At 73.3% G+C, this 18,933-nt stretch carries 15 protein-coding genes; 5 read left to right on the forward strand and 10 right to left on the reverse strand.

The window, feature by feature from the left end; genetic code table 11:
* The first annotated feature begins 101 nt into the window (after window positions 1-101).
* From AB0D74_RS02800 to AB0D74_RS02810, 3 genes are read left to right on the forward strand one after another with little or no spacing between them, the layout of a single operon-like run.
* Window positions 102-1,136: an ABC transporter permease gene (locus AB0D74_RS02800; protein ID WP_362579707.1), complete on the forward strand. Its 1,035-nt coding sequence runs from the start codon at window positions 102-104 to the stop codon at window positions 1,134-1,136.
* Window positions 1,137-1,152: 16 nt separating this feature from the next.
* Window positions 1,153-2,214: a sugar ABC transporter substrate-binding protein gene (locus AB0D74_RS02805; protein WP_362579710.1), complete on the forward strand. Its 1,062-nt coding sequence runs from the start codon at window positions 1,153-1,155 to the stop codon at window positions 2,212-2,214.
* 1 nt (window position 2,215) lies between these two features.
* Entirely contained in the window at window positions 2,216-3,673 is a 1,458-nt protein-coding gene (locus AB0D74_RS02810; RefSeq protein ID WP_362579713.1) for a sugar ABC transporter ATP-binding protein, read from the forward strand.
* Here AB0D74_RS02810 and AB0D74_RS02815 read toward each other — a convergent pair.
* From AB0D74_RS02815 to AB0D74_RS02840, 6 genes are all read right to left on the reverse strand, one after another.
* The gene (locus AB0D74_RS02815; RefSeq protein ID WP_362579719.1) at window positions 3,665-4,405 is read right to left on the reverse strand and encodes an IclR family transcriptional regulator; all 741 of its coding nucleotides are present in this window, start codon (window positions 4,403-4,405) and stop codon (window positions 3,665-3,667) included. The two genes, AB0D74_RS02810 and AB0D74_RS02815, sit on opposite strands and share 9 nt — an antisense overlap.
* Before the next feature lie 55 nt (window positions 4,406-4,460).
* A complete protein-coding gene (locus AB0D74_RS02820) occupies window positions 4,461-6,083 on the reverse strand; it encodes a thiamine pyrophosphate-binding protein (RefSeq protein WP_362579721.1) in 1,623 nt (540 codons plus the stop codon).
* 156 nt (window positions 6,084-6,239) lie between these two features.
* Complete coding sequence (locus AB0D74_RS02825; RefSeq protein ID WP_362579724.1) at window positions 6,240-8,453, reverse strand: 3-hydroxyacyl-CoA dehydrogenase NAD-binding domain-containing protein; 2,214 nt, start codon at window positions 8,451-8,453, stop codon at window positions 6,240-6,242.
* A gap of 40 nt (window positions 8,454-8,493) precedes the next feature.
* Entirely contained in the window at window positions 8,494-9,708 is a 1,215-nt protein-coding gene (locus AB0D74_RS02830) for an acetyl-CoA C-acetyltransferase (RefSeq protein ID WP_362579727.1), read from the reverse strand.
* A 48-nt stretch (window positions 9,709-9,756) separates the two neighbouring features.
* Entirely contained in the window at window positions 9,757-10,770 is a 1,014-nt protein-coding gene (locus AB0D74_RS02835; RefSeq protein ID WP_362579730.1) for an LLM class F420-dependent oxidoreductase, read from the reverse strand.
* Window positions 10,770-11,975 carry a CaiB/BaiF CoA-transferase family protein gene (locus AB0D74_RS02840; protein WP_362579733.1) on the reverse strand — a complete coding sequence of 402 codons (1,206 nt, stop codon included), beginning with the start codon at window positions 11,973-11,975 and terminating at the stop codon, window positions 10,770-10,772. Before AB0D74_RS02840 ends, AB0D74_RS02835 begins: the two co-directional genes overlap by 1 nt.
* A gap of 190 nt (window positions 11,976-12,165) precedes the next feature.
* Between AB0D74_RS02840 and AB0D74_RS02845 the strand changes: the two genes are divergently transcribed.
* Window positions 12,166-13,344 (forward strand): saccharopine dehydrogenase NADP-binding domain-containing protein, encoded by a 1,179-nt coding sequence (locus AB0D74_RS02845; RefSeq protein ID WP_362579736.1) that lies wholly within the window; start codon window positions 12,166-12,168, stop codon window positions 13,342-13,344.
* A 4-nt stretch (window positions 13,345-13,348) separates the two neighbouring features.
* On the opposite strand, the gene AB0D74_RS02850 is transcribed toward AB0D74_RS02845, so the two are convergent.
* The 4 genes from AB0D74_RS02850 to AB0D74_RS02865 form a co-directional block, all read right to left on the reverse strand.
* A complete protein-coding gene (locus tag AB0D74_RS02850) occupies window positions 13,349-13,495 on the reverse strand; it encodes a hypothetical protein (RefSeq protein WP_362579739.1) in 147 nt (48 codons plus the stop codon).
* A 146-nt stretch (window positions 13,496-13,641) separates the two neighbouring features.
* Window positions 13,642-14,331, reverse strand: coding sequence for an endonuclease V (locus AB0D74_RS02855; RefSeq protein WP_362579742.1), 690 nt, complete (start codon window positions 14,329-14,331; stop codon window positions 13,642-13,644).
* Complete coding sequence (locus AB0D74_RS02860; protein WP_362579745.1) at window positions 14,328-14,522, reverse strand: hypothetical protein; 195 nt, start codon at window positions 14,520-14,522, stop codon at window positions 14,328-14,330. Before AB0D74_RS02860 ends, AB0D74_RS02855 begins: the two co-directional genes overlap by 4 nt.
* A 23-nt stretch (window positions 14,523-14,545) precedes the next feature.
* Complete coding sequence (locus AB0D74_RS02865; RefSeq protein WP_362579748.1) at window positions 14,546-15,049, reverse strand: hypothetical protein; 504 nt, start codon at window positions 15,047-15,049, stop codon at window positions 14,546-14,548.
* Window positions 15,050-15,784: 735 nt separating this feature from the next.
* On the opposite strand from AB0D74_RS02865, the gene AB0D74_RS02870 reads away from it, so the two are divergent.
* Window positions 15,785-18,913, forward strand: a complete 3,129-nt coding sequence (locus tag AB0D74_RS02870; protein ID WP_362579751.1) for an amino acid adenylation domain-containing protein — start codon at window positions 15,785-15,787, stop codon at window positions 18,911-18,913.
* Window positions 18,914-18,933 lie beyond the last annotated feature (20 nt).

Genomic DNA, 18,933 nt, shown 5'->3' on the forward strand with positions numbered 1-18,933 from the left:
AGACCGTGTTCCACTCGCCGGAACGGGCCGGTTGCCGCGGCGGGCCCGCGGCTCGACGCTGCGGATCGACCCCAGCGCCAGCCGTACGGGAGCAGTGCCCGATGACCGATACCGAGCGTGCCGTGGACGACGCCGAGCGCGCCCGTGACCAGGGCGGTGGGCCACGCCGGCGCCCGCTGCCGGTCCGGCTGCTCCGGCTGGTCCGGGACGAGCTGGGCGTGCTGCTCGTGCTGGGGTTGCTCGTCGCCGGGATCGGCATCCCCTATCCGGACTTCCTGAGCAGCGGGAACCTGCTGTCCACCGCGCACAACTCGGTCTACATCTCGCTGATGGCGTGCGGGATGGTCTTCGCGCTGTCGATGCGCGAGGTCGACCTGTCGGTGGGCGGGACCTACGCGATGGTCCTGGTGGTCGGGGCGCTCCTGGTGCGCGGCGGGGTGGAGGCCTGGCTCGCGGTGCCGGTGATGCTGCTGACCGGGATCGCGCTGGGGGTGTTCAACGCGCTCGTGACGACGCTGCTCGCGCTGCCCTCGTTCATCGTGACGCTGGGCACGCTGATGCTGTTCCGGGGGGTCGGGCTGGCGCTCGCGGACGGCAAGCAGATCACCGACCTGCCGCTGGACGACTCGTTCTTCACCTTCGCCGGCGGCGATCCCGGCGGGGTGCCGTTCGCGCTGTGGGTGCTGCTCGCGGTGGCCGCGGTCCTCGCCGTGGTGCTGTCGCGGACGCGGTTCGGGGCGCGGGTGCGGGCGATCGGCTCCAACCCGGACGCGGCCGAGTTCAGCGGTATCCCGGTCGTGCGGACCCGGATCCAGGCCCTCGCGCTGTCCGGGCTGACCACGGCGTGCGCGGCGGCGCTGGCGCTCGCCTTCTACGGCGCCGGTGACCCGACCCTCGGCCAGGGCTACGAGTTGCAGGCCATCGCCGCCTGCATCATCGGCGGCACCCCGCTGGCCGGTGGGCGCGGTTCGGTGGTCGGCGCGGTGGCCGGGGCGATGATCCTGTCCGTCGTGGCGGCAGGCCTCGTGTTCTTCGAAGTACCCATCAACTGGACGTCGTTCGCGACCGGCGGGGTCATCCTCGTCGCGGTCGCGGCGGACAGCGCGCTGCGCCGCACGGGGCGCCGACGCAAGTGACGTATTGGAGGCCGTGATGCACTCCCGATTCCGTACGGTGTCCGCCGCGCTCGGCGCGCTGCTGCTGCTCGGCGCGGCCGGCTGCGGCAGCTCCGGCCCCGGCAAGGGCGACAAGCTGCACATGGGCATCGCCGTCGCCAACATCTCGCTGAACTTCGCCCACGAGATGGTGCTCGGCGCGCAGAGCGCCGCGAGCCACGCGGGCAAGGTCGACTTCCAGGCGGTGGGCCCGCCCAACACGGACGGCCCGGCCGAGGTGCAGCTCTTCCAGAACCTCACCACCCGCGCCAGGGACGGCATCGTCCTGGAGAACCTGGACCCGCCGATCTTCACCCGCCCCGCCGCCCGCGCCGTCGACCAGGGCATCCCGGTCGTCGCCCTGGACACCTCCCCCACCGACGGCAGCAAGGTGGGCTTCTACGTGGGCAACGACAACTACGCCCTCGGGGAGCTGATGGCGAAGGAAGCGCTGAAGCGGCTCGGCGCGGACCCGGAGGGGGAGGTCGTCATCGGGGTGCCGAACCCGGGCACGCCGGTGCTGGACAACCGGGCCAAGGGGATCTCCGACACCTTCGCGAAGGAGGCGCCGGGCGTGAAGGTGCTCGGCCCGTTCCAGACGTACAGCGATCCCGGGCAGAACTACAGCTCCTGGTCGGCGCAGGTCAACGCGCATCCGGACGCGCTCGCCTTCCTGGGGGTCGGGGACGCCGACAGCTACAACCTCGCCAAGATCAAGAAGGCGGAGAACGGGAAGTGGCTGACGGCGGGCTTCGACGTCGACCCGAAGACCCTGGAGGCGGTGAAGGACGGCTCGAACTTCGTCACCATCGACCCCCAGCACTTCCTCAAGGGCTATCTCTCCACGGCGATGCTGATCGAGGCGGTCCGCGACAAGGACGGGAAACTGCCGCAGGGCTGGTTCCTCTCCCCCGGCGCGGTGGTCGACTCCTCGAACATCGACGCGATCATCGCCCGGCAGAAGTCGGCGACGGCGGCGTACGACTGGTACAAGCCGACGATCGACAAGCTGCTCGGCGACGAGCAGGCGAACCTGAAACCGCTCAGGGACGCGCGCTGACATGGGCGATGTCCTGGTGGCCGAGGACGTGGTCAAGTCCTACGGCGGGGTACGGGCGTTGGACGGCGCGTCCGTCGCGCTGCGCGGCGGCGAGGTGCACGCCCTGGTCGGCGAGAACGGCGCGGGCAAGTCGACGCTGGTGCGGATCCTGTCGGGGACGCTGGCGGCGGACGCGGGCACGGTACGGGCGGCGGACGACACCCGGATCGCCGTCGTCTCCCAGGAGTTGAGCCTGTTCCCCGACCTGACCGTGCGGGAGAACCTCTTCCCGGACGGCGGACCGCGCCGGTTCGGACTCGTCGACCGGGCCGCGGCGGACCGCGCGGCCGGGCCGGTCCTCGCCGAACTGGGCCTGCACGTCGACCCGGGCACCCGGCTCGCGGAACTACCGCTCGCCGACCAGCAGTTGACGGAGATCGCCCGGGCCCTGCTGCGCGCCCCGCGCCTGCTGGTCCTGGACGAGCCGACGTCCGCGCTGCCCAAGGAGGCGGTGGACCGCCTGGAAGGCGTGCTGCGCGCGCTCACCGCCCGGGGCATCGCGGTCCTCTACGTCACGCACTTCCTGGACGAGGTGATGCGCTTCGCGCAGCGGGTGACGGTGCTGCGGGACGGCCGGGTGGCGCTGTCCGGCGTCCGGCGGACGGAGGTGGGCGTGCCCGAGCTGGTGGCGTCGATGCTGGGCGACGGGGCCCCCGGGCGACCGGTGCGCCGGGCCCGCGTGGTGGACCAGGGGCCGCCGCCGGTGGTGCTGTCGGCGGTGAGCGTCCCCGGCCGGCTCGCGGACGTGACGTTCGCCGTCCGGGCGGGCGAGGTGGTGGGGGTCGCGGGGCTGCAAGGGGCGGGCCATCTGGACGCGTTGGCGGTGGTGTGCGGCCGTACGGCGGTGTCGGCGGGCCGGGTCGACGTCGGCGGCCGGGGGCTGCCGCGCTCGCTGCGGGCGGCGGTCCGGGCCGGGGTCGCGTTCGTGCCCAGCGACCGCAAGCGGTACGGGCTGATGACGGACCGGACGGTGTGGGAGAACACGACGTCGGTGAGCTGGCTCGCGCTCGGCCGGGGCGGGGTGCTGCCCGCGCGCGGCGAACTCGTGCGCCGCACGGCCGACCTGACCGGGCGGCTGCGGCTGCGCGGCGGGCCGTACGACGTGGTGGCGCGGCTGTCCGGCGGCAACCAGCAGAAGGTCGTCTTCGCCAAGTGGCTGGCCACCGACCCGAGGATCGTCGTCCTGGACGATCCGACACGGGGCGTCGACATCGGGGTGCGGGCCGAGATGCACCGGATCGTCGGCGAGCTGGCGGTCGGCGGCGCGGCCGTGCTGGTCGCCTCGACCGATCTCGCGGAGCTGACGGAGGTGTGCGACCGGGTGCTGGTGTTCGTGCGCGGCCGGATCCGCGCGGAGTTGTCCGGGGCGGGGCTCACGGAGCGGGCGCTGGCGGTGGCGATGCAGCAGGGCTCAGGCTGACAGCCTGCGGGTGAGGGCCCGCGCCGCCGCGCAGACCGAGGCGCCCACCCGGTCCACGTCGAGGCGCCGGGTCCCGCCGGTCACGGAGAGCGCGGCGACCGGGCGGGAGCCGCGGCCCAGCGCGTACACCGGTGCCGCGACCGCCGAGATCCCCACCTCGGCCTCCTCCAGGTTGACGCCGTAGCCGCGGGCCCGGGTGAGGGCGAGGTCGCGGGCGAGCTGGCCGGGCAGCACCAGGGTGCGCGGGGTCAGCCGGGGCAGGGTGCGATGCGGCGGGCAGGGGTCCTGGGCGAGGAAGACCTTGCCGGTGGCGGTGCAGTGGGCGGGGAGCCGGCCGCCGCTGCGGGAGACGATCGGGGTGGCGCGCCGGCCGGTGACCTTCTCCAGGAAGAGGGTGTCGGCGCCGTCGGGCACGGCCAGGTGCACGTTCTCCCGGGTCGCCTCGTGCAGGTCCCCGAGATACGGCAGCGCCGCGTCCCGCAGCTCCCGTACGGTGGGCGCCGACTGCCCCAGCACGAACAGGGCGAGCGCGAGCCGGTAGCTCCCCTCGGCGGTCCGCTCCACCAGCCCCAGCCGCACCAGTTCACCGAGCAGCCGGTGCACGGTGGGCTTGGGCAGGCCGCTGCGCTGGGCGAGTTCGGCGAGCGAGAGCGCGCTCTCCGCGTCACCGCAGGCACGGAGCAGGAGGGCACCGCGGGCGAGCACGGACTTCGGAAGCTGGCGGTCCGTCATGCAGCGATGGTGGTCGTCGTGGGGGCGGGACTACAAGGTGTGCGGCAGGGCGAGTTCACGAGCGCAGGGGGACGTCCACCAGGAGCGGCGCGCGCAACTCGCCCGCGCCGGTGACCAGTTCCCGGAGGTGGTCGGCGCTCTCGGCCCGTACCGCCGCGACCCCGAAGAACTCCGCCGCCGTGGTGAAGTCGAGGCGGCCCAGTTCCGTCCCCGGGCAGGTGCCCTTGCCGCCCATCGCCGCGTAGGTGTCCTGGAGGGTGCGGTAGGCCCCGTTGCCCATGACCACGAAGAGCACGGGTACCGACTCGCGGGCGGCGCTCCACAGCCCCTGGAGGCCGAAGAGCGCGCAGCCGTCGCCGAGGACCGCCACCACGGGGCGGCCGGGTTCGGCGAGGGCGCGACCGACGGCGGCGCCGATGCCCCAGCCGAGGCCGCCCCCGACGGCGTGGGTGTAGCTGCCGGGGCGGTCGAGGCGGACCAGGCGGCGCAGCAGCAGTCCGACGGTGATGGCCTCCTCCACCACCACGGCGTCCGGCGGCAGTCCGGCGGCGACGGCGTGCGCCGCGGCCCAGGGGGCCAGGGGGGCCGGGGAGTAGGCGGCGCGGGCGGCGGCCTCGGTGTCCGCCCGCTCGGCGGTGTGCCGGTCCCCCGCCTCCTCGGCGCGGGCCGCCGCCCCGGGCACCCGGTCGCGGAGCAGGTCGGCGAGGCGGTGCAGGGAGGGGGCCAGGGCGCCGACCAGTCCGGCGTCGACCGGGAAGTTGCGGCCGATCTCGTCGGGGTCGGAGTCGACCTGGACGACCCTCAGACCCGGGGGCAGGGCGGGGCCGGGGCTGTAGTGGTGGGGCGTGAAGGCGTGGGCGCCGGCGATGAGGACGGTGTCGTAGCGGGCGAGGGTCTCGCGGATCACGTCGTGGCGGGGCGGCAGCATCCCGGCGTACAGGGGGTGGGTGGTCGGGAAGTTCAGGCAGTCGGCCATCGGCTGGTGGTGGACCGGCGCGCCGCAGGCCTCCGCCACCAGGACCAGGTCGGCGAGCGCGTGCTCGCGGCCGACGCCGTCCCCGGCCACGACGGCGGGCCGGTCCGCGGCGGCCAGCAGCGCCGCCGCTCGGTCCAGATCGGTGGCCGGGCCGAGGCGGGGCACGGTCGTCCGGGGCGGGACCTCGACCTCCGTCTCCTCGGCCATCAGGTCCATCGGGACGGACAGGAACACCGGCCCGGCGGGCGGGCGTACGGCGAGGGCGAAGGCGCGGCGCAGGGCCAGCGGGAGGTCGCGGGCGTGCTGGATGTCGTACGCCGCCTTCACCGCGGGGCGGGCGAGACCGACCAGGTCGCCGGAGAGCATGGGGTCCTGCTGGAGGTGGCGGCGGTCCTGCTGGCCCGCGGTGACCACCAGCGGGGTGCGGGAGCGGCGGGCGTTGAGGAGGCCCAGCAGGCCGTTGGCGAGGCCCGCGGCGATGTGCAGGCTGACGAAGGCGGGGCGGCCCGTGCCGCGCGCGTAGCCGTCGGCCATCGAGACGACGGCGCCCTCGTGGACGCCGGGGACGTACTCGGGGGCGTCGGCGGCCTCGGACAGGGCGGCCAGGAACGGCAGTTCGGTCGTCCCCGGGTTGCCGAAGACCCGGTCCACGCCCTCGCCGCGCAGGATCTCCAGCAGGGCGAGGGCGGGACGGTATCCCATGGGGGCTCCTAGGGGAGGCGGCGGTACCGGTGACCGGCTCGGTCAGCGTCCGGTTCCGCATCCTCCGGGAGCAAGCGCGGCGTGTCGCTCAGCGACACACACGGCTCGGCGACACACACGACTCAGCGATACGCGCGACTCGGCGACCCGCGCGACTCAGCGCCCGTCGGTGAAGGTCTCCCCCTTCTCCGCCTTCTCGACCAGCAGCGCGGGCGGGGTGAACCGCTCGCCGTAGGCCTGCGCCAGCTCACGCGCGCGTGCCACGAAGCCGGGCAGGCCGCCTTCGTAGCCGTTGATGTACTGGAGCACACCCCCGGTCCAGCCGGGGAAGCCGATGCCGAAGAGCGAGCCGATGTTGGCGTCGGCGACCGAGGTGAGAACGCCCTCCTCGACGAGGCGGACGGTGTCGAGGGCCTCGGAGAAGAGCATCCGCTCCTGCATGTCCCGGAACGGGATCTCGTGGCCGGCCTGGGTGCTGTGCCTGCCCGGGGGGCGACCCCCGGAACCCCCGAAATGCTCGCGCAGGCCGGGCCACAGGGCGGCGCGGCTGCCGTCCTCGGCGTAGTCGTAGAAGCCCGCTCCCCCGCTGCGGCCGGGGCGGCCGAACTCGTCGACCATGCGGTCGATGACCGCCTCCGCGGGGTGCGCGGTCCAGGTGCCGCCGGCCTCCTCGACGGCCAGCCGGGACTCGCGGCGGATCTTCTGCGGCAGGGTGAGGGTCAGCTCGTCCATCAGGGAGAGCACCTTGGCCGGGTAGCCGGCCTGGGCCGCCGCCTGTTCGACCGAGGCGGGCTCGACGCCCTCGCCGACCATGGCGACGCCCTCGTTGATGAAGTGGCCGATGACGCGGGAGGTGAAGAAGCCGCGCGAGTCGTTGACGACGATCGGCGTCTTGTTGATCTGCCGGACCAGGTCGAAGGCGCGGGCGAGGGCCTCGTCGCCGGTGCGCTCGCCCTTGATGATCTCGACGAGCGGCATCTTGTCGACGGGCGAGAAGAAGTGCAGGCCGATGAAGTCGCTCTGGCGCTCGACGCCTTCGGCGAGGGCGGTGATGGGGAGCGTGGAGGTGTTGGAACAGAGCAGCGCGTCGGGGGCGACGACGGACTCGATCTCCTGGAACACCTTGTGCTTGAGGGCGGTGTCCTCGAAGACGGCCTCGATCACGGCGTCGCAGCCGGCCAGGTCCTGCGGGTCCGCGGTGGGCGTGATCCGGGCGAGCAGCGCGTCGGCCTTCTCCTGGCTGGTGCGGCCCCTGGCGACGGCCTTGGCGCAGAGCTTCTCGGAGTAGGCCTTGCCCTTGCGGGCGGCCTCGGCTGAGACGTCCTTGAGGACGACGTCGATGCCCGCGCGGGCGCACGAGTAGGCGATGCCCGCGCCCATCATGCCCGCGCCGAGGACGGCGACCCTGGTGACCTTGCGCGGCTCGACGCCCTGGGGGCGGTTGGCGCCGGAGTTGACGGCCTGGAGGTCGAAGAAGAACGCCTGGATCATGTTCTTCGAGGTCTGCCCGGCGGCCAGCTCCACGAAGTAGCGGGCCTCGATGACCTGGGCGGTCTCGAAGTCGACCTGGCTGCCCTCGACGGCGGCGGCGAGGATGCGGCGCGGCGCCGGGTAGGGGGCGTTGTTGGTCTGCTTGCGCAGGGACGCCGGGAACGCGGGCAGGTTGGCGGCGAACTTGGGGTTGGCGGGCGTGCCGCCGGGGATCCGGTAGCCGGGCTTGTCCCAGGGCTGCTGGGACTCGGGGTTGGCGTCGATGAACGCGCGGGCCTTGGCCAGCAGTTCGTCCGGGGTCGCGGCCACCTCGTGGATCAGGCCGTTCTGCTGCGCGCGCGTGGCGTTGTACTGGGTGCCCTGGAGGAGGACCTTCAGCAGGGCGTCGGCGATGCCGAGGAGGCGGACCGTGCGGACGACCCCGCCGCCGCCCGGGAGCAGGCCGAGGGTGACCTCGGGGCAGCCGATCTTGGTGCCGGGGGTGTCGAGGGCGACCCGGTGGTGGCAGGCGAGGGCCAGTTCGAAGCCGCCGCCGAGGGCCGCGCCGTTGATGGCGGCGACGACCGGCTTGCCGAGGGTCTCGATGCGGCGCAGGTTGCGCTTGATCGCGAGGCCGCCGTCGAAGAGGTCCTGGGCGGTCTCGGGGGTGACCCGGATGAGGTCGCGCAGGTCGCCGCCGGCGAAGAAGGTCTTCTTGGCGGAGGTGAAGATGATCCCGCGGACCGAGTCCTTCTCGGCCTCCAGGCGGTCGGCGATCGCGGCGATCGACTCGACGAAGGCCGCGTTCATGGTGTTCGCGGACTGGTTCGGGTCGTCGAGGACGAGGGTGACGACGCCGGTGTCGTCCTGTTCCCAGCGGATGGTGGTGCTCTCGGTCATGGCTCGTGTCTCCGTGAGGTCTCTTGGTTCCGCGGGGATGTCAGACGCGCTCGACGACGGTCGCGATGCCCATGCCGCCGCCGACGCACAGGGTGGCGAGGCCGTAGCGCTTGTCCTGGCGCTCCAGTTCGTCGACGAGCGAGCCGAGGATCATCGCGCCGGTCGCGCCGAGCGGGTGGCCGAGGGCGATGGCGCCGCCGTTGACGTTGACCTTGTCCAGGGACAGGCCCATGTCCTTCACGAAGCGCAGGACGACCGCCGCGAACGCCTCGTTGATCTCGACGAGGTCGATGTCGTCGATGGTGAGGCCGGCCTTGGCGAGGGCCTTGCGGGTGGCGGGGGCGGGGCCGGTGAGCATGATGGTCGGCTCGGAGCCGGAGACGGCGGCCGAGACGATCCGGGCGCGCGGGGTGAGGCCGTAGCGCTCGCCGATCTCCTTGGTGCCGATGGCGACCAGGGAGGCGCCGTCCACGATGCCGGAGGAGTTGCCCGCGTGGTGGACGTGGTCGATCTTCTCCACCCAGTGGTACTTCTGCAGGGCGACCGCGTCGAAGCCGCCCAGTTCGCCGATGTCGGCGAAGGAGGGCTTCAGCTTGGCGAGGGAGTCGGCGGTGGTGCCCGGGCGCAGGTGCTCGTCGTGGTCGAGGACGGTGAGGCCCGCGCGGTCCTTCACGGGGACCACGGAGCGCTCGAAGCGGCCCTCCTTGACGGCCGTCGCGGCGCGCTCCTGGGAGAGCGCCGCGTACTCGTCGACGTCCCGGCGGGAGAAGCCCTCGATGGTGGCGATCAGGTCGGCGCCGATGCCCTGCGGCACGAAGTTGACGGCCAGGTTGGTCATCGGGTCGTTGAACCAGGCGCCGCCGTCCGAGGCCATCGGCACCCGGGACATCGACTCGACGCCGCCGGCGAGGACGAGGTCCTCGAAGCCCGAGCGGACCTTGGCGGCGGCCATGTTGACCGCTTCCAGACCGGACGCACAGAAGCGGTTCTCCTGGACGCCGGCCACCGTGTCGGGCAGTCCGGCGGCGAGCGCGGCGATCCGCGCGATGTCGGAGCCCTGGTCGCCGACCGGGCCGACGACGCCGAGCACGACGTCGTCGACGGCGGCCGGGTCGAGGTCCGGGAAGCGGTCGCGGATCTCGTGGATGAGTCCGACGACCAGGTCGATGGGCTTCGTGCCGTGCAGGGCGCCGTTCGCCTTGCCGCGACCGCGCGGGGTGCGGATCGCGTCGTACACGTACGCTTCGGTGCTCACTGACAAGCCTTTCAACGAGGGTTGGTGCGCGGTGGGGGCAGCGGGGGCTCAGAGCCAGTTCTTGACGGTCTCGATCAGACGGGCCGGGTCCGGGCCGACCGGGGTGACGTCCAGCACGGTCACGCCCGCCTCGCGGTAGGCGGCGATGCGGTCGCGGACGTACCCCTCCGGGCCGCACAGGGATATGAGCTCGCAGAACTCGTCGGGCACGGCCGCCTCGGCCTCCTTCTTGCGGCCGGCGAGGTACAGCTCCTGGATGAGCCGGGCCTCTTTCTCGTAGCCGTAGGCGACGGCGAGGTCGTTGTAGAAGTTCTTGCCGGGTGCGCCCATGCCGCCGACGTACAGGGCGATCCTGGGGCGGACCTGGTCGCGGACGGCGACCGCGTCCTCGCCGATGGCGAGCAGCCCGCCGGCGACGATCTGCAGCGGTCCGAGGGCCGGGTCGCGGCGGGCGGCGCCCTCCGCCAGGGGGGTGCCCCAGACCTGGTGGGCCTTCTCGGGGATGAACAGGGTGGGCAGCCAGCCGTCGGCGATCTCGGCGGTCATCCGGACGTTGGCGGGGCCCAGCGAGGCCACGTAGAGCGGGACGTCGGGGCGGACGGGCTTGGTGAGGATCTTCAGGGGCTTGCCGAGACCGCCGGGGCGGGGCATGTCGGTGATGCCGTGGTGGTCGATGACCTCGCGGCGCAGGATCCGCCGGGTCAGCTCGATCGTCTCGCGGGTACGGCCGAGGGGCTTGTCGTACGCCTTCCCGTGCCAGCCCTCGACGACCTGCGGACCGGAGGCGCCGAGCCCGATGATCGCGCGCCCGCCGGAGACCGCGTCGAGGCCGGCGGCCGTCTGGGCGATCAGGGCGGGGGTGCGGGAGTAGACGTTGAGGATCGCGGAGCCGATCTTCATCCGTTCGGTGCGGGCGGCCAGGTAGCCCATGAGCGTGGGCGAGTCGAAGCCGTAGGCCTCCGCGACCCAGACCGTGTCGAGGCCCGCCGACTCCAGCGCGGCGGCCCGGTCCGCCGCCGCGCGCGGGTCGCCCGCGTAGTCGAGGAAGGTCGAAAGCTCCATCAGGTGCCGTCCTTGTCGTGATCGTCGCGGTCGTCGCGGTCGTCGCGGTCGTCGTGCCCATCGTGCTTGTCGTGTTCGCCGAGGAGTGCGGGTACGTCCCAGTCACCGGCCACCGTGGCGGTGTCGGCGCCGGGCCTGGCGGGCGGGGTGCGCACGGTCGTGGGGGTCGCGGAGAAGCGCGGGGCGGGGGCCGGCTGGGTGATGCCGCCGTGGTCGGTGAAGGTGGCGCGAGCGGCCAGGTGGGGGTGGTGCGGGGCCTCGCGGAGGGAGAGGACGGGGGCCACGCAGGCGTCGGAGCCCTCGAAGACCGCGGTCCACTCGGCCCGGGTGCGGGCCTTGAAGCGGGCGGCGACGCGTTCGCGCAGCTCGCCCCAGCGGGTCCAGTCCTTGCGGGCGCCGGCCAGGTCGTCCACGCCGCCGAGCAGCCGGAGGAACTCCGCGTAGAACTGGGGCTCCAGGGCGCCGACCGCCATGTGGCCGCCGTCGGCGGTCTCGTAGGTGCCGTAGTACGGGCAGCCGCCGTCCAGCAGGTTGGCCCCGCGCCGGTCCTGCCAGCCGCCCGCGGCCACCATGCCGTGGATCATCGCGGCGAGGTGCGCGGTGCCGTCCACGATGGCGGCGTCCACGACCTGGCCGGTGCCGGTCGCGCGCGCGTGGTGGAGGGCCGCCAGGACGCCGACGACCAGGTAGAGGGAGCCGCCCGCGTAGTCGCCGAGCAGGTTGGCGGGGACGGCCGGGGGCTCGTCGGGGCGGCCGATCATGCCGAGGGTGCCGGTGAGGGCGATGTAGGCGATGTCGTGGCCGGCGCGGTGCGCGAGGGGCCCCTCCTGGCCCCAGCCGGTCATCCGGCCGTAGACCAGACGGGGGTTGCGGGCGTGGCACTGCGCGGGGCCGACGCCGAGCCGCTCGGCGACGCCGGGTCGGTAGCCCTCGACGAGGATGTCGGCGCGGGCGGCCAGGTCGAGGACGCGGGCGGGGCCGTCCGGGGACTTCAGGTCGACGAGCACCGAGCGCTTGTTGCGGTTGGTGACGTCGTGGGCCGGGTCGATCGCGAGCCCCTGACCGCCGGGCCGGTCGACGCGGACCACGTCCGCGCCCAGGTCGGCGAGGAGCATGGCGGCGAACGGGCCGGGGCCGATCCCGGCCAGCTCGACCACGCGCACGCCGGAGAGCGGGCCGTGTCCTGGCGTCCCTGCCGTGGTCATGCCGCCCCCAGTCATGTGACACAACTGATGTAACACCGACGATGCTAAGAACACGTTCCACTGGGCACAAGAGCCAGCGGGCAAGTGGCGAGCAAGCGCTTAGTCAAGATACCCGGTAGGGGTGCGTCCGCACTCCTCACGCTAGCCTCAGCCACCGACAACGGCACGGGTTGCACGACCGAGAGGTGTCATGAGCAGGCTGAAGACGACGGACCGTTCCTACGACCTCGTGCTCTTCGGGGCCACCGGCTTCGTCGGCGAACTCACCGCCGAGTACCTCGCCGCACACGCCCCCGAGGGCCTGCGCTGGGCGATCGCCGCCCGGGACGAGCGCAAGCTGCGGGCCCTGCGCGACAGGCTGCCGGGCGGGGCGGCGGTCGGGGTGCTGCGCGCCGACGTCGCGGAACCGGACACGGTCCGCGCCCTCGCCGGGCACGCGCGCGTGGTGGCCACGACGGTCGGCCCCTACGGCCGCTACGGCGAGGACCTGGTCGCGGCCTGCGCGGACACCGGCGCCGACTACCTGGACCTGTGCGGCGAGCCGGAGTTCGTGGACCTGACGTACGTCCGGCACGACGCACGCGCGCGGGAGACGGGCGCCCGCCTGGTGCACGCGTGCGGTTTCGACTCGGTCCCGCACGACCTGGGCGCGTACTTCACGGTCCGCCGGCTGCCGGAGGGCGTGCCGCTGACCGTGGACGGGTTCGTGACCGCGGACGCGACCTTCTCCGGCGGCACCTTCGCCTCGGCACTGGACCAGTTCGCGCGCCCCCGGCAGATGCTCGCCGCCGCGCGGGACCGCGCCCGGTACGAACCCCGCCTGCTGAGCCGCCGCACCAGCGCGCCGGCGGGTGCCCCGCGGTTCGCGTCCGAGGTCGGGGCCTGGGCGCTGCCGCTGCCCACCATCGACCCCCAGATCGTGCGGCGTTCCGCGAAGGCCCTGGACCGCTACGGCCCCGACTTCCGCTACCGGCACTACGCGGCCGTCCGGCACCTGCCGATGGCGCTCGGCGGGGTCGCGGCCGTCGGCGCGGTCGCCGCGGCGGCCCAGCTGCCGCCCGCCCGGCGCTGGCTGTCGGACCGGCTCAGGCCCGGGGACGGGCCGGACGCGGAGAAGCGGGCCCGCAGCTGGTTCACCGTCCGCTTCGTCGGCGAGGGCGGCGGACGGCGGGTCTTCACGGAGGTCTCGGGCGGGGATCCCGGCTACGGCGAGACGGCGAAGATGTTCGCCGAGGCCGCCCTCTCCCTCGCCCTCGACGACCTGCCGCCGACGGCCGGCCAGGTCACCACCGCGCAGGCGATGGGCGACGCGCTGACCGAGCGGCTGCGGGCGGCCGGGATCACCTTCCGGGTGGCGGCGACCCGCTGAACGCCTAGGACTGCCACTGGATCACGGTGTAGAGCATCCCGGCCACCCAGCCCGACCCTGCCACCACGGAGAGGACCAGCGCGGCCGTCACGGTGCGCGCGACGGGCTGGGCGGGGGCGACGACGGACTCGGAGGCACGGTGTGTGGTCATGCGGCCAGCCTGCCGCCGGACTGTAACAGCGGCATCCGTACTCGTACTCAGAATCGCTACTCAGTTCTGAGCTGCTCAAGTCCGGGCTGCCCAAGTCCGGGCTGCCCAAGTCTGGGCTGCTCGAGTCCAAGCTGCTCGAGAGCTGTTCAGGCCTGGGCTTCGCGCAGCGCCCTGCGGCACAGGGCGTCCGCGCGGCGGGTGGTCTCGGGCAGGCGGTACCTGGGGGTGAGCGCGAGTGTGTGGGCGCAGGCGTTGTCGAGGCTCACCCGGTGGCCGACGGAGACGAACACCGGCTTGACGGCGGTGCGGGTGCGCAGGGCCCGGCCGACCTCCTCGGCACCGGCGAGAAGCGGCGCGTGGCTGCCGCGCGGGGCCTCCGGGTCGTCGTGGGCGAAGGTGAAGGGGTTCTTGGCGACGCCGACGGTGGGCAGGCCGGTGAGGACGCCCAGGTGGCTGGCGAGGCCGAAGCGGCGCGGGTGGGCGAGGCCGTAGCCGTCGCAGACGACCAGGCCCGGCGGGCAGGGCAGGGCGTCCAGGGCGGCCCGTACGGTCGGGATCTCGCGGAAGGCGAGCAGTCCCGGCACGTACGGGAAGGAGACCCGGCCGACGGCGGTCGCCTCCGCGACCACCTCCAGGGTCGCCGCGTCCAGGACGACGGCCGCCGCGGCGACCAGGTCGCGCTCGTCGTCGTAGGCCACGTCGACGCCGGTGACCCGGCCGGTGCCGGGCGCCGGGCCCGGCTCGTCGAGGACCACCCGCCCGCGCAGTTCGTCCTGTACGGCCAGGGCCTGTTCCTCGGTCGCGGGCCAGCCCGCGGGTACGCATACCGTCGTCATGGTGGGCACGAGCGTACGGCGTGCCACGCGCGCGTGCGGTGGATCACCACGTGCACGACGGTGATCGCGAGCAGCGTGTCGCGGATGCCGAAGCCGTCGACCGCGCCGCCGACGGCCGCGTACCCGAGCGGCGCGCACGCGAGGGAGCCCGGCCAGTCGTGGGAACCACGGGGTGAACGAATTTGGTTCAAGAAACAGCACGGCGCACGTGGTTTCAGGCCTGGAGGTGCGTCAGCGCCTCGCGCAGGATCGTCAGACAATTACTGGTCAGCACCGACTCGACGTGGAACGGGAAGGTGCTGAAATTCTCCGAGCGCAGCGCGATCACCCGTCCGTCGGATTCGGCGGCGATCTCCACGCCCGTGGGTGCGTTTTCCGGACGGAGCGCGAAGTTGGCGTTGTAGAAGCCGACCGTCTCCTGGAGGGCCGACAGCCACAGGACGGGGCCTTTCGCGGCAGGTTCGGGCAGGAGTGATTTTTGCTCGCGCAATGCCCGGTTCATGCCTGCGGCAAGAGCGCGGTGGCGCACACGATACAGCCGGTGACGGACCGGTACCGGTGGGCGAAGGCGAAGGGACCGGTCCAAGGTTCCGGTGGCCGAGTGCCGGTGCAGGTCACGCGGGTCCGGCACCCGGCGGGCCGGGTATGGCCGGCAAGGCCGGTTCCGGAAGTACATCGGCTGGCAACTCCCTTGTACGATCAGGGTGTTGTCCACCACGTCGTTGGGCCGGCTCCTCCCGCCGGAGCCGGCACACCGCCCCCGCGGGCGGAGGGGACCGGCCGCGGACCGTGGACGGCACGCCGGTACCGGAGCGTGACCGCGGTACCGCCACGTCCACTCGCACCTACCGCAGCGGGGCGGGTGCGGGTCGTCAGCGACGCCGACATCCGTCCGGTGGCCACGGCCGCCCGCCCGGTGGCAGCACGGGGACCGCCTTCGCCACACGGTCAAGGGGGTCCCCCGCACGCACGACCTCGCGCTCAGCACCTCGTCCTCGGCACCCTGCCGAACCGGCACCCGCACCCGGCTCCGGGCCCGCGGACTCCCGGCCCGTCCGCCGAGACCCACGGCTTTCACACCGATGCCCCCTGTCCTGTTCCAGTCATGGCGGGTTCAGGCCGCCGATGATCGTTGCAGCTTGGGGAGGGGAACAGGAAAGATGGTGCCCGATGGCCAGGCTCGCCGTTATGGAGTCGCAGCCCGGTGGAATGGGCTGATGGTGCGAACGGGGGACGGAATTCGTATGGCATTCACCGGAAAAAGAGCCGAAAACTTCGAGGAAAACCCGACGTGGCCCACTGCCCCGGGTGATTTGATCTGGCCGCCCCTGAGCAACGTCGCTCACTGAGGGATTCTCGGCCTCATTCCTTCTGACCTTCACGATGCCCACAGGTCCCATAGTCGCGGTCCCAGGGCGTCGTCGGCATGCCCGGAATTCCTTGGAGGCACACTGTGATTCGCCAGTCCGGCGAGGCACTGAGCCGACCCCTCACCGCAGCACAACTCGGGGTCTGGTTCGCCGGAGAAGCAGCCGACCCGAACGGATCCACCTTCAACGTCGGTGACTACCTCGAGATCAAGGGCCCCGTCAGCGCGGAGACGCTGACGCTCGCCCACGACCGGTTGAGCGCGGAGGTCGAGGCCTGCCGGGTGACGTTCGCCGAAGGCGACGACGGCCCCGTGCAACTCCTCGGCGACGAGCCACGCTGGCCGTTGACACGAGTCGATCTACAGGGGCGTCCCGACGCCCGAGCCGCCGCGCTCGCCTGGATGGAGGAGGACATGGCGCGGCGTACCGACCTGGTGGCCGGCCCGCTGTTCTTCGCCGCGCTGTTCGTCCTCGCCGAGGACCATCTGCTCTACTACCGCCGCGGCCACCACATCGTCCTGGACGGCTGGAGCCTGGACCTGGTCGGGCGCCGGCTGGCCGACATCTACACCGAGCTGGCCGACGGCACGCCCCGCACCTCGCCCGTGGCGCTCGCCCCGATGGGGGTGCTCCAGGAGGAGGACCGCGCCTATCGTGCCTCCGCGCGCCGCGACCGCGACCGCGACTTCTGGCTCGCCCGGCTCGCCGGGGCGCCGGAGCCGCCGACGCTCTCCCCGCGGCCCGCGCCCGGCCCGCGCGGAACACAGCGCGTCAAGACCGACCTGGGCCCGGCCCGGGTGGAGGGACTCCTCGCCACCGCCGAACGCCTCGGCGTGGCCTGGCCCGAACTGGCCATCACCGCGACGACGGTGTACGTGGCGCGGCTCACCGGCCACACCGACGTCACCCTCGGCATGCCGATATCCGGCCGCACCAGCAAGGCCGGCCGGAACGTGCCCGGCATGACCGCCAACATCCTTCCGCTGCGCGTGACCTGCGATCCCGCCGACACCTGGACGGAGCTGGCCCGCCGGGTGCGCTCGGAGGTCCGCCAGACCATGCTGCACGGCCGGTACCGCGCGGAGGACCTGCTGCGCGACCTCGGCCTCGTCGGGCAGGGCCGGCAGGTCTCCGGGCCGATCGTCAACGTGCTGGGCTTCGAGGCGGACCTCTGGTTCGGGCCCTGCCCGGCGGTGCGGCGCAGCGCGCAGGGCGTGGGCGTGGACGACGTCAGCTTCACCTTCCGGCAGTCGTCCGCCGACGAGGTCGAGCTGATCGTCGACGCCAACCCGCGGCTCTACACCGAACCGGAGGCGCAGGACCACCTCAGGCGCCTGCTCGGCTTCCTGGACCAGGTCCTGGAGACCGACCCGGACACCGCGGTGTCCCGGCCCGACCTGGTCGGGGCCAAGGAACGGGCCCTGCTGCTCGACTGGGGCACCGCGGCCGGGGCCGGCGGCCCGGACGGGCTGGTCCCCGACCTCTTCCACCGGCAGGCCGCCACGACGCCCGACGCCGTCGCGATCGAGGACGGCGCCACGTCCGTGACCTACGCCGAACTGGACGCCTGGACCAACCGGATCGCCCGGCTGCTGGCGGCCCGCGGGGTGGGACCCGGCGATGTGGTGGCGCTCGCGCTGCCCCGCTCGGCCCGGCTGGTGGCGGCCATGACGGCGGTCCTCAAGGCGGGCGCCGCCTACCTCCCGCTCGACCCGGGCTACCCGGCCCCCCGGCTGGCCTACATGGCCGCCGACGCCCGTCCGGCACTGCTGCTGGTCGACGAGACCACGGCCGGGCCGATGGGAGCCGTCGACGCGATCCGAACGGACCTGGACGACCCGAGCGTGCGGGGCAGGATCGAGCGGCTGTCCGACGCTCCCCTGGGCCAGCAGGACCGTACCCGGCCGCTCACCGCCGAGCATCCCGCCTACGTCATCTACACGTCGGGCTCGACGGGTTCGCCCAAGGGCGTGGTCGTCCCGCAGCGCGGCGCCGCCAATCTGCGCAACCTGGCCACCGACTGCTTCGGCCTCGACGGACGCAGCAGGCTGCTGCAGTTCGTGTCCCCGAGCTTCGACATGTCGGTCGCGGACGTGTGGATGACCCTGTTGACGGGCGGGACGCTGGTGGTGGCCGGCAAACCGCAGCTGCAGCCAGGACCCGAACTGGAGCGGCTGATCGCGGAGAAGTCGGTCAGCCACGTCATGCTGCCGCCTTCGGTGCTCCAGGTCCTCGACCCCGCGCAGATCCCCGCGTCCGTGACGTTCGTCGTCGCCGGTGAGGCCTGCACACCCCAGGTGGTGCAGGACTGGACGGGCGACCGGACACTGATCGACGCCTACGGACCGACCGAGGCGAGCGTCTACTCGACCGTCAGCGACGCACTCACCGCGGCGGACGCGGCGGCGGTACCGATCGGCAGGCCGGTCCCGGGCTTCCGGACCTATGTGCTGGACGCGGGACTGCGGCCGGCGCCGGTCGGTGTGCCCGGGGAGCTGTACATCGCGGGCGTCGGTCTCGCCCTCGGCTACCTGGGCCGTCCCGAGCTCACCGCCGCCCGTTTCGTACCGGACCCCTTCGGGCCGCCCGGCAGCCGGATGTACCGGACCGGTGACCTGGTGCGCTGGACCCCGGACGGCAGTCTGGTCTTCCTCAACCGCAACGACGACCAGGTCAAGGTGCGCGGCTTCCGGATCGAACTCGGCGAGGTGGAGACGCTCCTGCTGCGGCTGCCGGGGGTCGCCCGTGCCGCCGCCATGGTGCGGGAGGACCGGCCCGGCGAGCACCGGCTGGCCGGATACGTGGTGGCGGCCGACGGCGAAGCCCTCGACCCGGCCGGACTCCGCGCCCGCCTGGCCGAACAGGTGCCGGACCATCTGGTGCCGCTGCTCACCGTGGTCGGCACGCTGCCGCTCACCCCCAGCGGAAAGGTCGACCGCGCCGCGCTGCCCGCGCCCGCCGTTTCCGCGCCCACAGCCTCCGGTGCCCCGCTGAACCCCGCCGAACAGGGCATCGCCGATCTGTTCGCCGACATCCTGGGCCTGCCCACGCAGGACGCCACCGCCAACTTCTTCGAACTCGGCGGCGACTCGCTGTCCGCCGCGCGCCTGCTCGGCCGGGTGCGCGTCGCGTTCGGCGTCAAGCCCACCATGCGCGAGCTGTTCGCCGATCCGACCGTGGCCGGCCTCGCCCGCCGGGTCTCCAACCCCTGACCTGCGCCCGCATTCGCTGA

Source organism: Streptomyces sp. NPDC048278 (genome assembly GCF_040652195.1).
In the GTDB taxonomy this organism is placed as follows: domain Bacteria; phylum Actinomycetota; class Actinomycetes; order Streptomycetales; family Streptomycetaceae; genus Streptomyces.

What these genes read in the sequence shown, in the direction of transcription:
- AB0D74_RS02800 (WP_362579707.1), top strand. Translation starts at nt 102, where the DNA reads ATGACCGATACCGAGCGTGCCGTGGACGACGCCGAGCGCGCCCGTGAC.
- AB0D74_RS02805 (WP_362579710.1), top strand. Translation starts at nt 1,153, where the DNA reads ATGCACTCCCGATTCCGTACGGTGTCCGCCGCGCTCGGCGCGCTGCTG.
- AB0D74_RS02810 (WP_362579713.1), top strand. Translation starts at nt 2,216, where the DNA reads ATGGGCGATGTCCTGGTGGCCGAGGACGTGGTCAAGTCCTACGGCGGG.
- AB0D74_RS02815 (WP_362579719.1), bottom strand. Translation starts at nt 4,405, where the DNA reads ATGACGGACCGCCAGCTTCCGAAGTCCGTGCTCGCCCGCGGTGCCCTC.
- AB0D74_RS02820 (WP_362579721.1), bottom strand. Translation starts at nt 6,083, where the DNA reads ATGGGATACCGTCCCGCCCTCGCCCTGCTGGAGATCCTGCGCGGCGAG.
- AB0D74_RS02825 (WP_362579724.1), bottom strand. Translation starts at nt 8,453, where the DNA reads ATGACCGAGAGCACCACCATCCGCTGGGAACAGGACGACACCGGCGTC.
- AB0D74_RS02835 (WP_362579730.1), bottom strand. Translation starts at nt 10,770, where the DNA reads ATGGAGCTTTCGACCTTCCTCGACTACGCGGGCGACCCGCGCGCGGCG.
- AB0D74_RS02840 (WP_362579733.1), bottom strand. Translation starts at nt 11,975, where the DNA reads ATGACCACGGCAGGGACGCCAGGACACGGCCCGCTCTCCGGCGTGCGC.
- AB0D74_RS02845 (WP_362579736.1), top strand. Translation starts at nt 12,166, where the DNA reads ATGAGCAGGCTGAAGACGACGGACCGTTCCTACGACCTCGTGCTCTTC.
- AB0D74_RS02850 (WP_362579739.1), bottom strand. Translation starts at nt 13,495, where the DNA reads ATGACCACACACCGTGCCTCCGAGTCCGTCGTCGCCCCCGCCCAGCCC.
- AB0D74_RS02855 (WP_362579742.1), bottom strand. Translation starts at nt 14,331, where the DNA reads ATGACGACGGTATGCGTACCCGCGGGCTGGCCCGCGACCGAGGAACAG.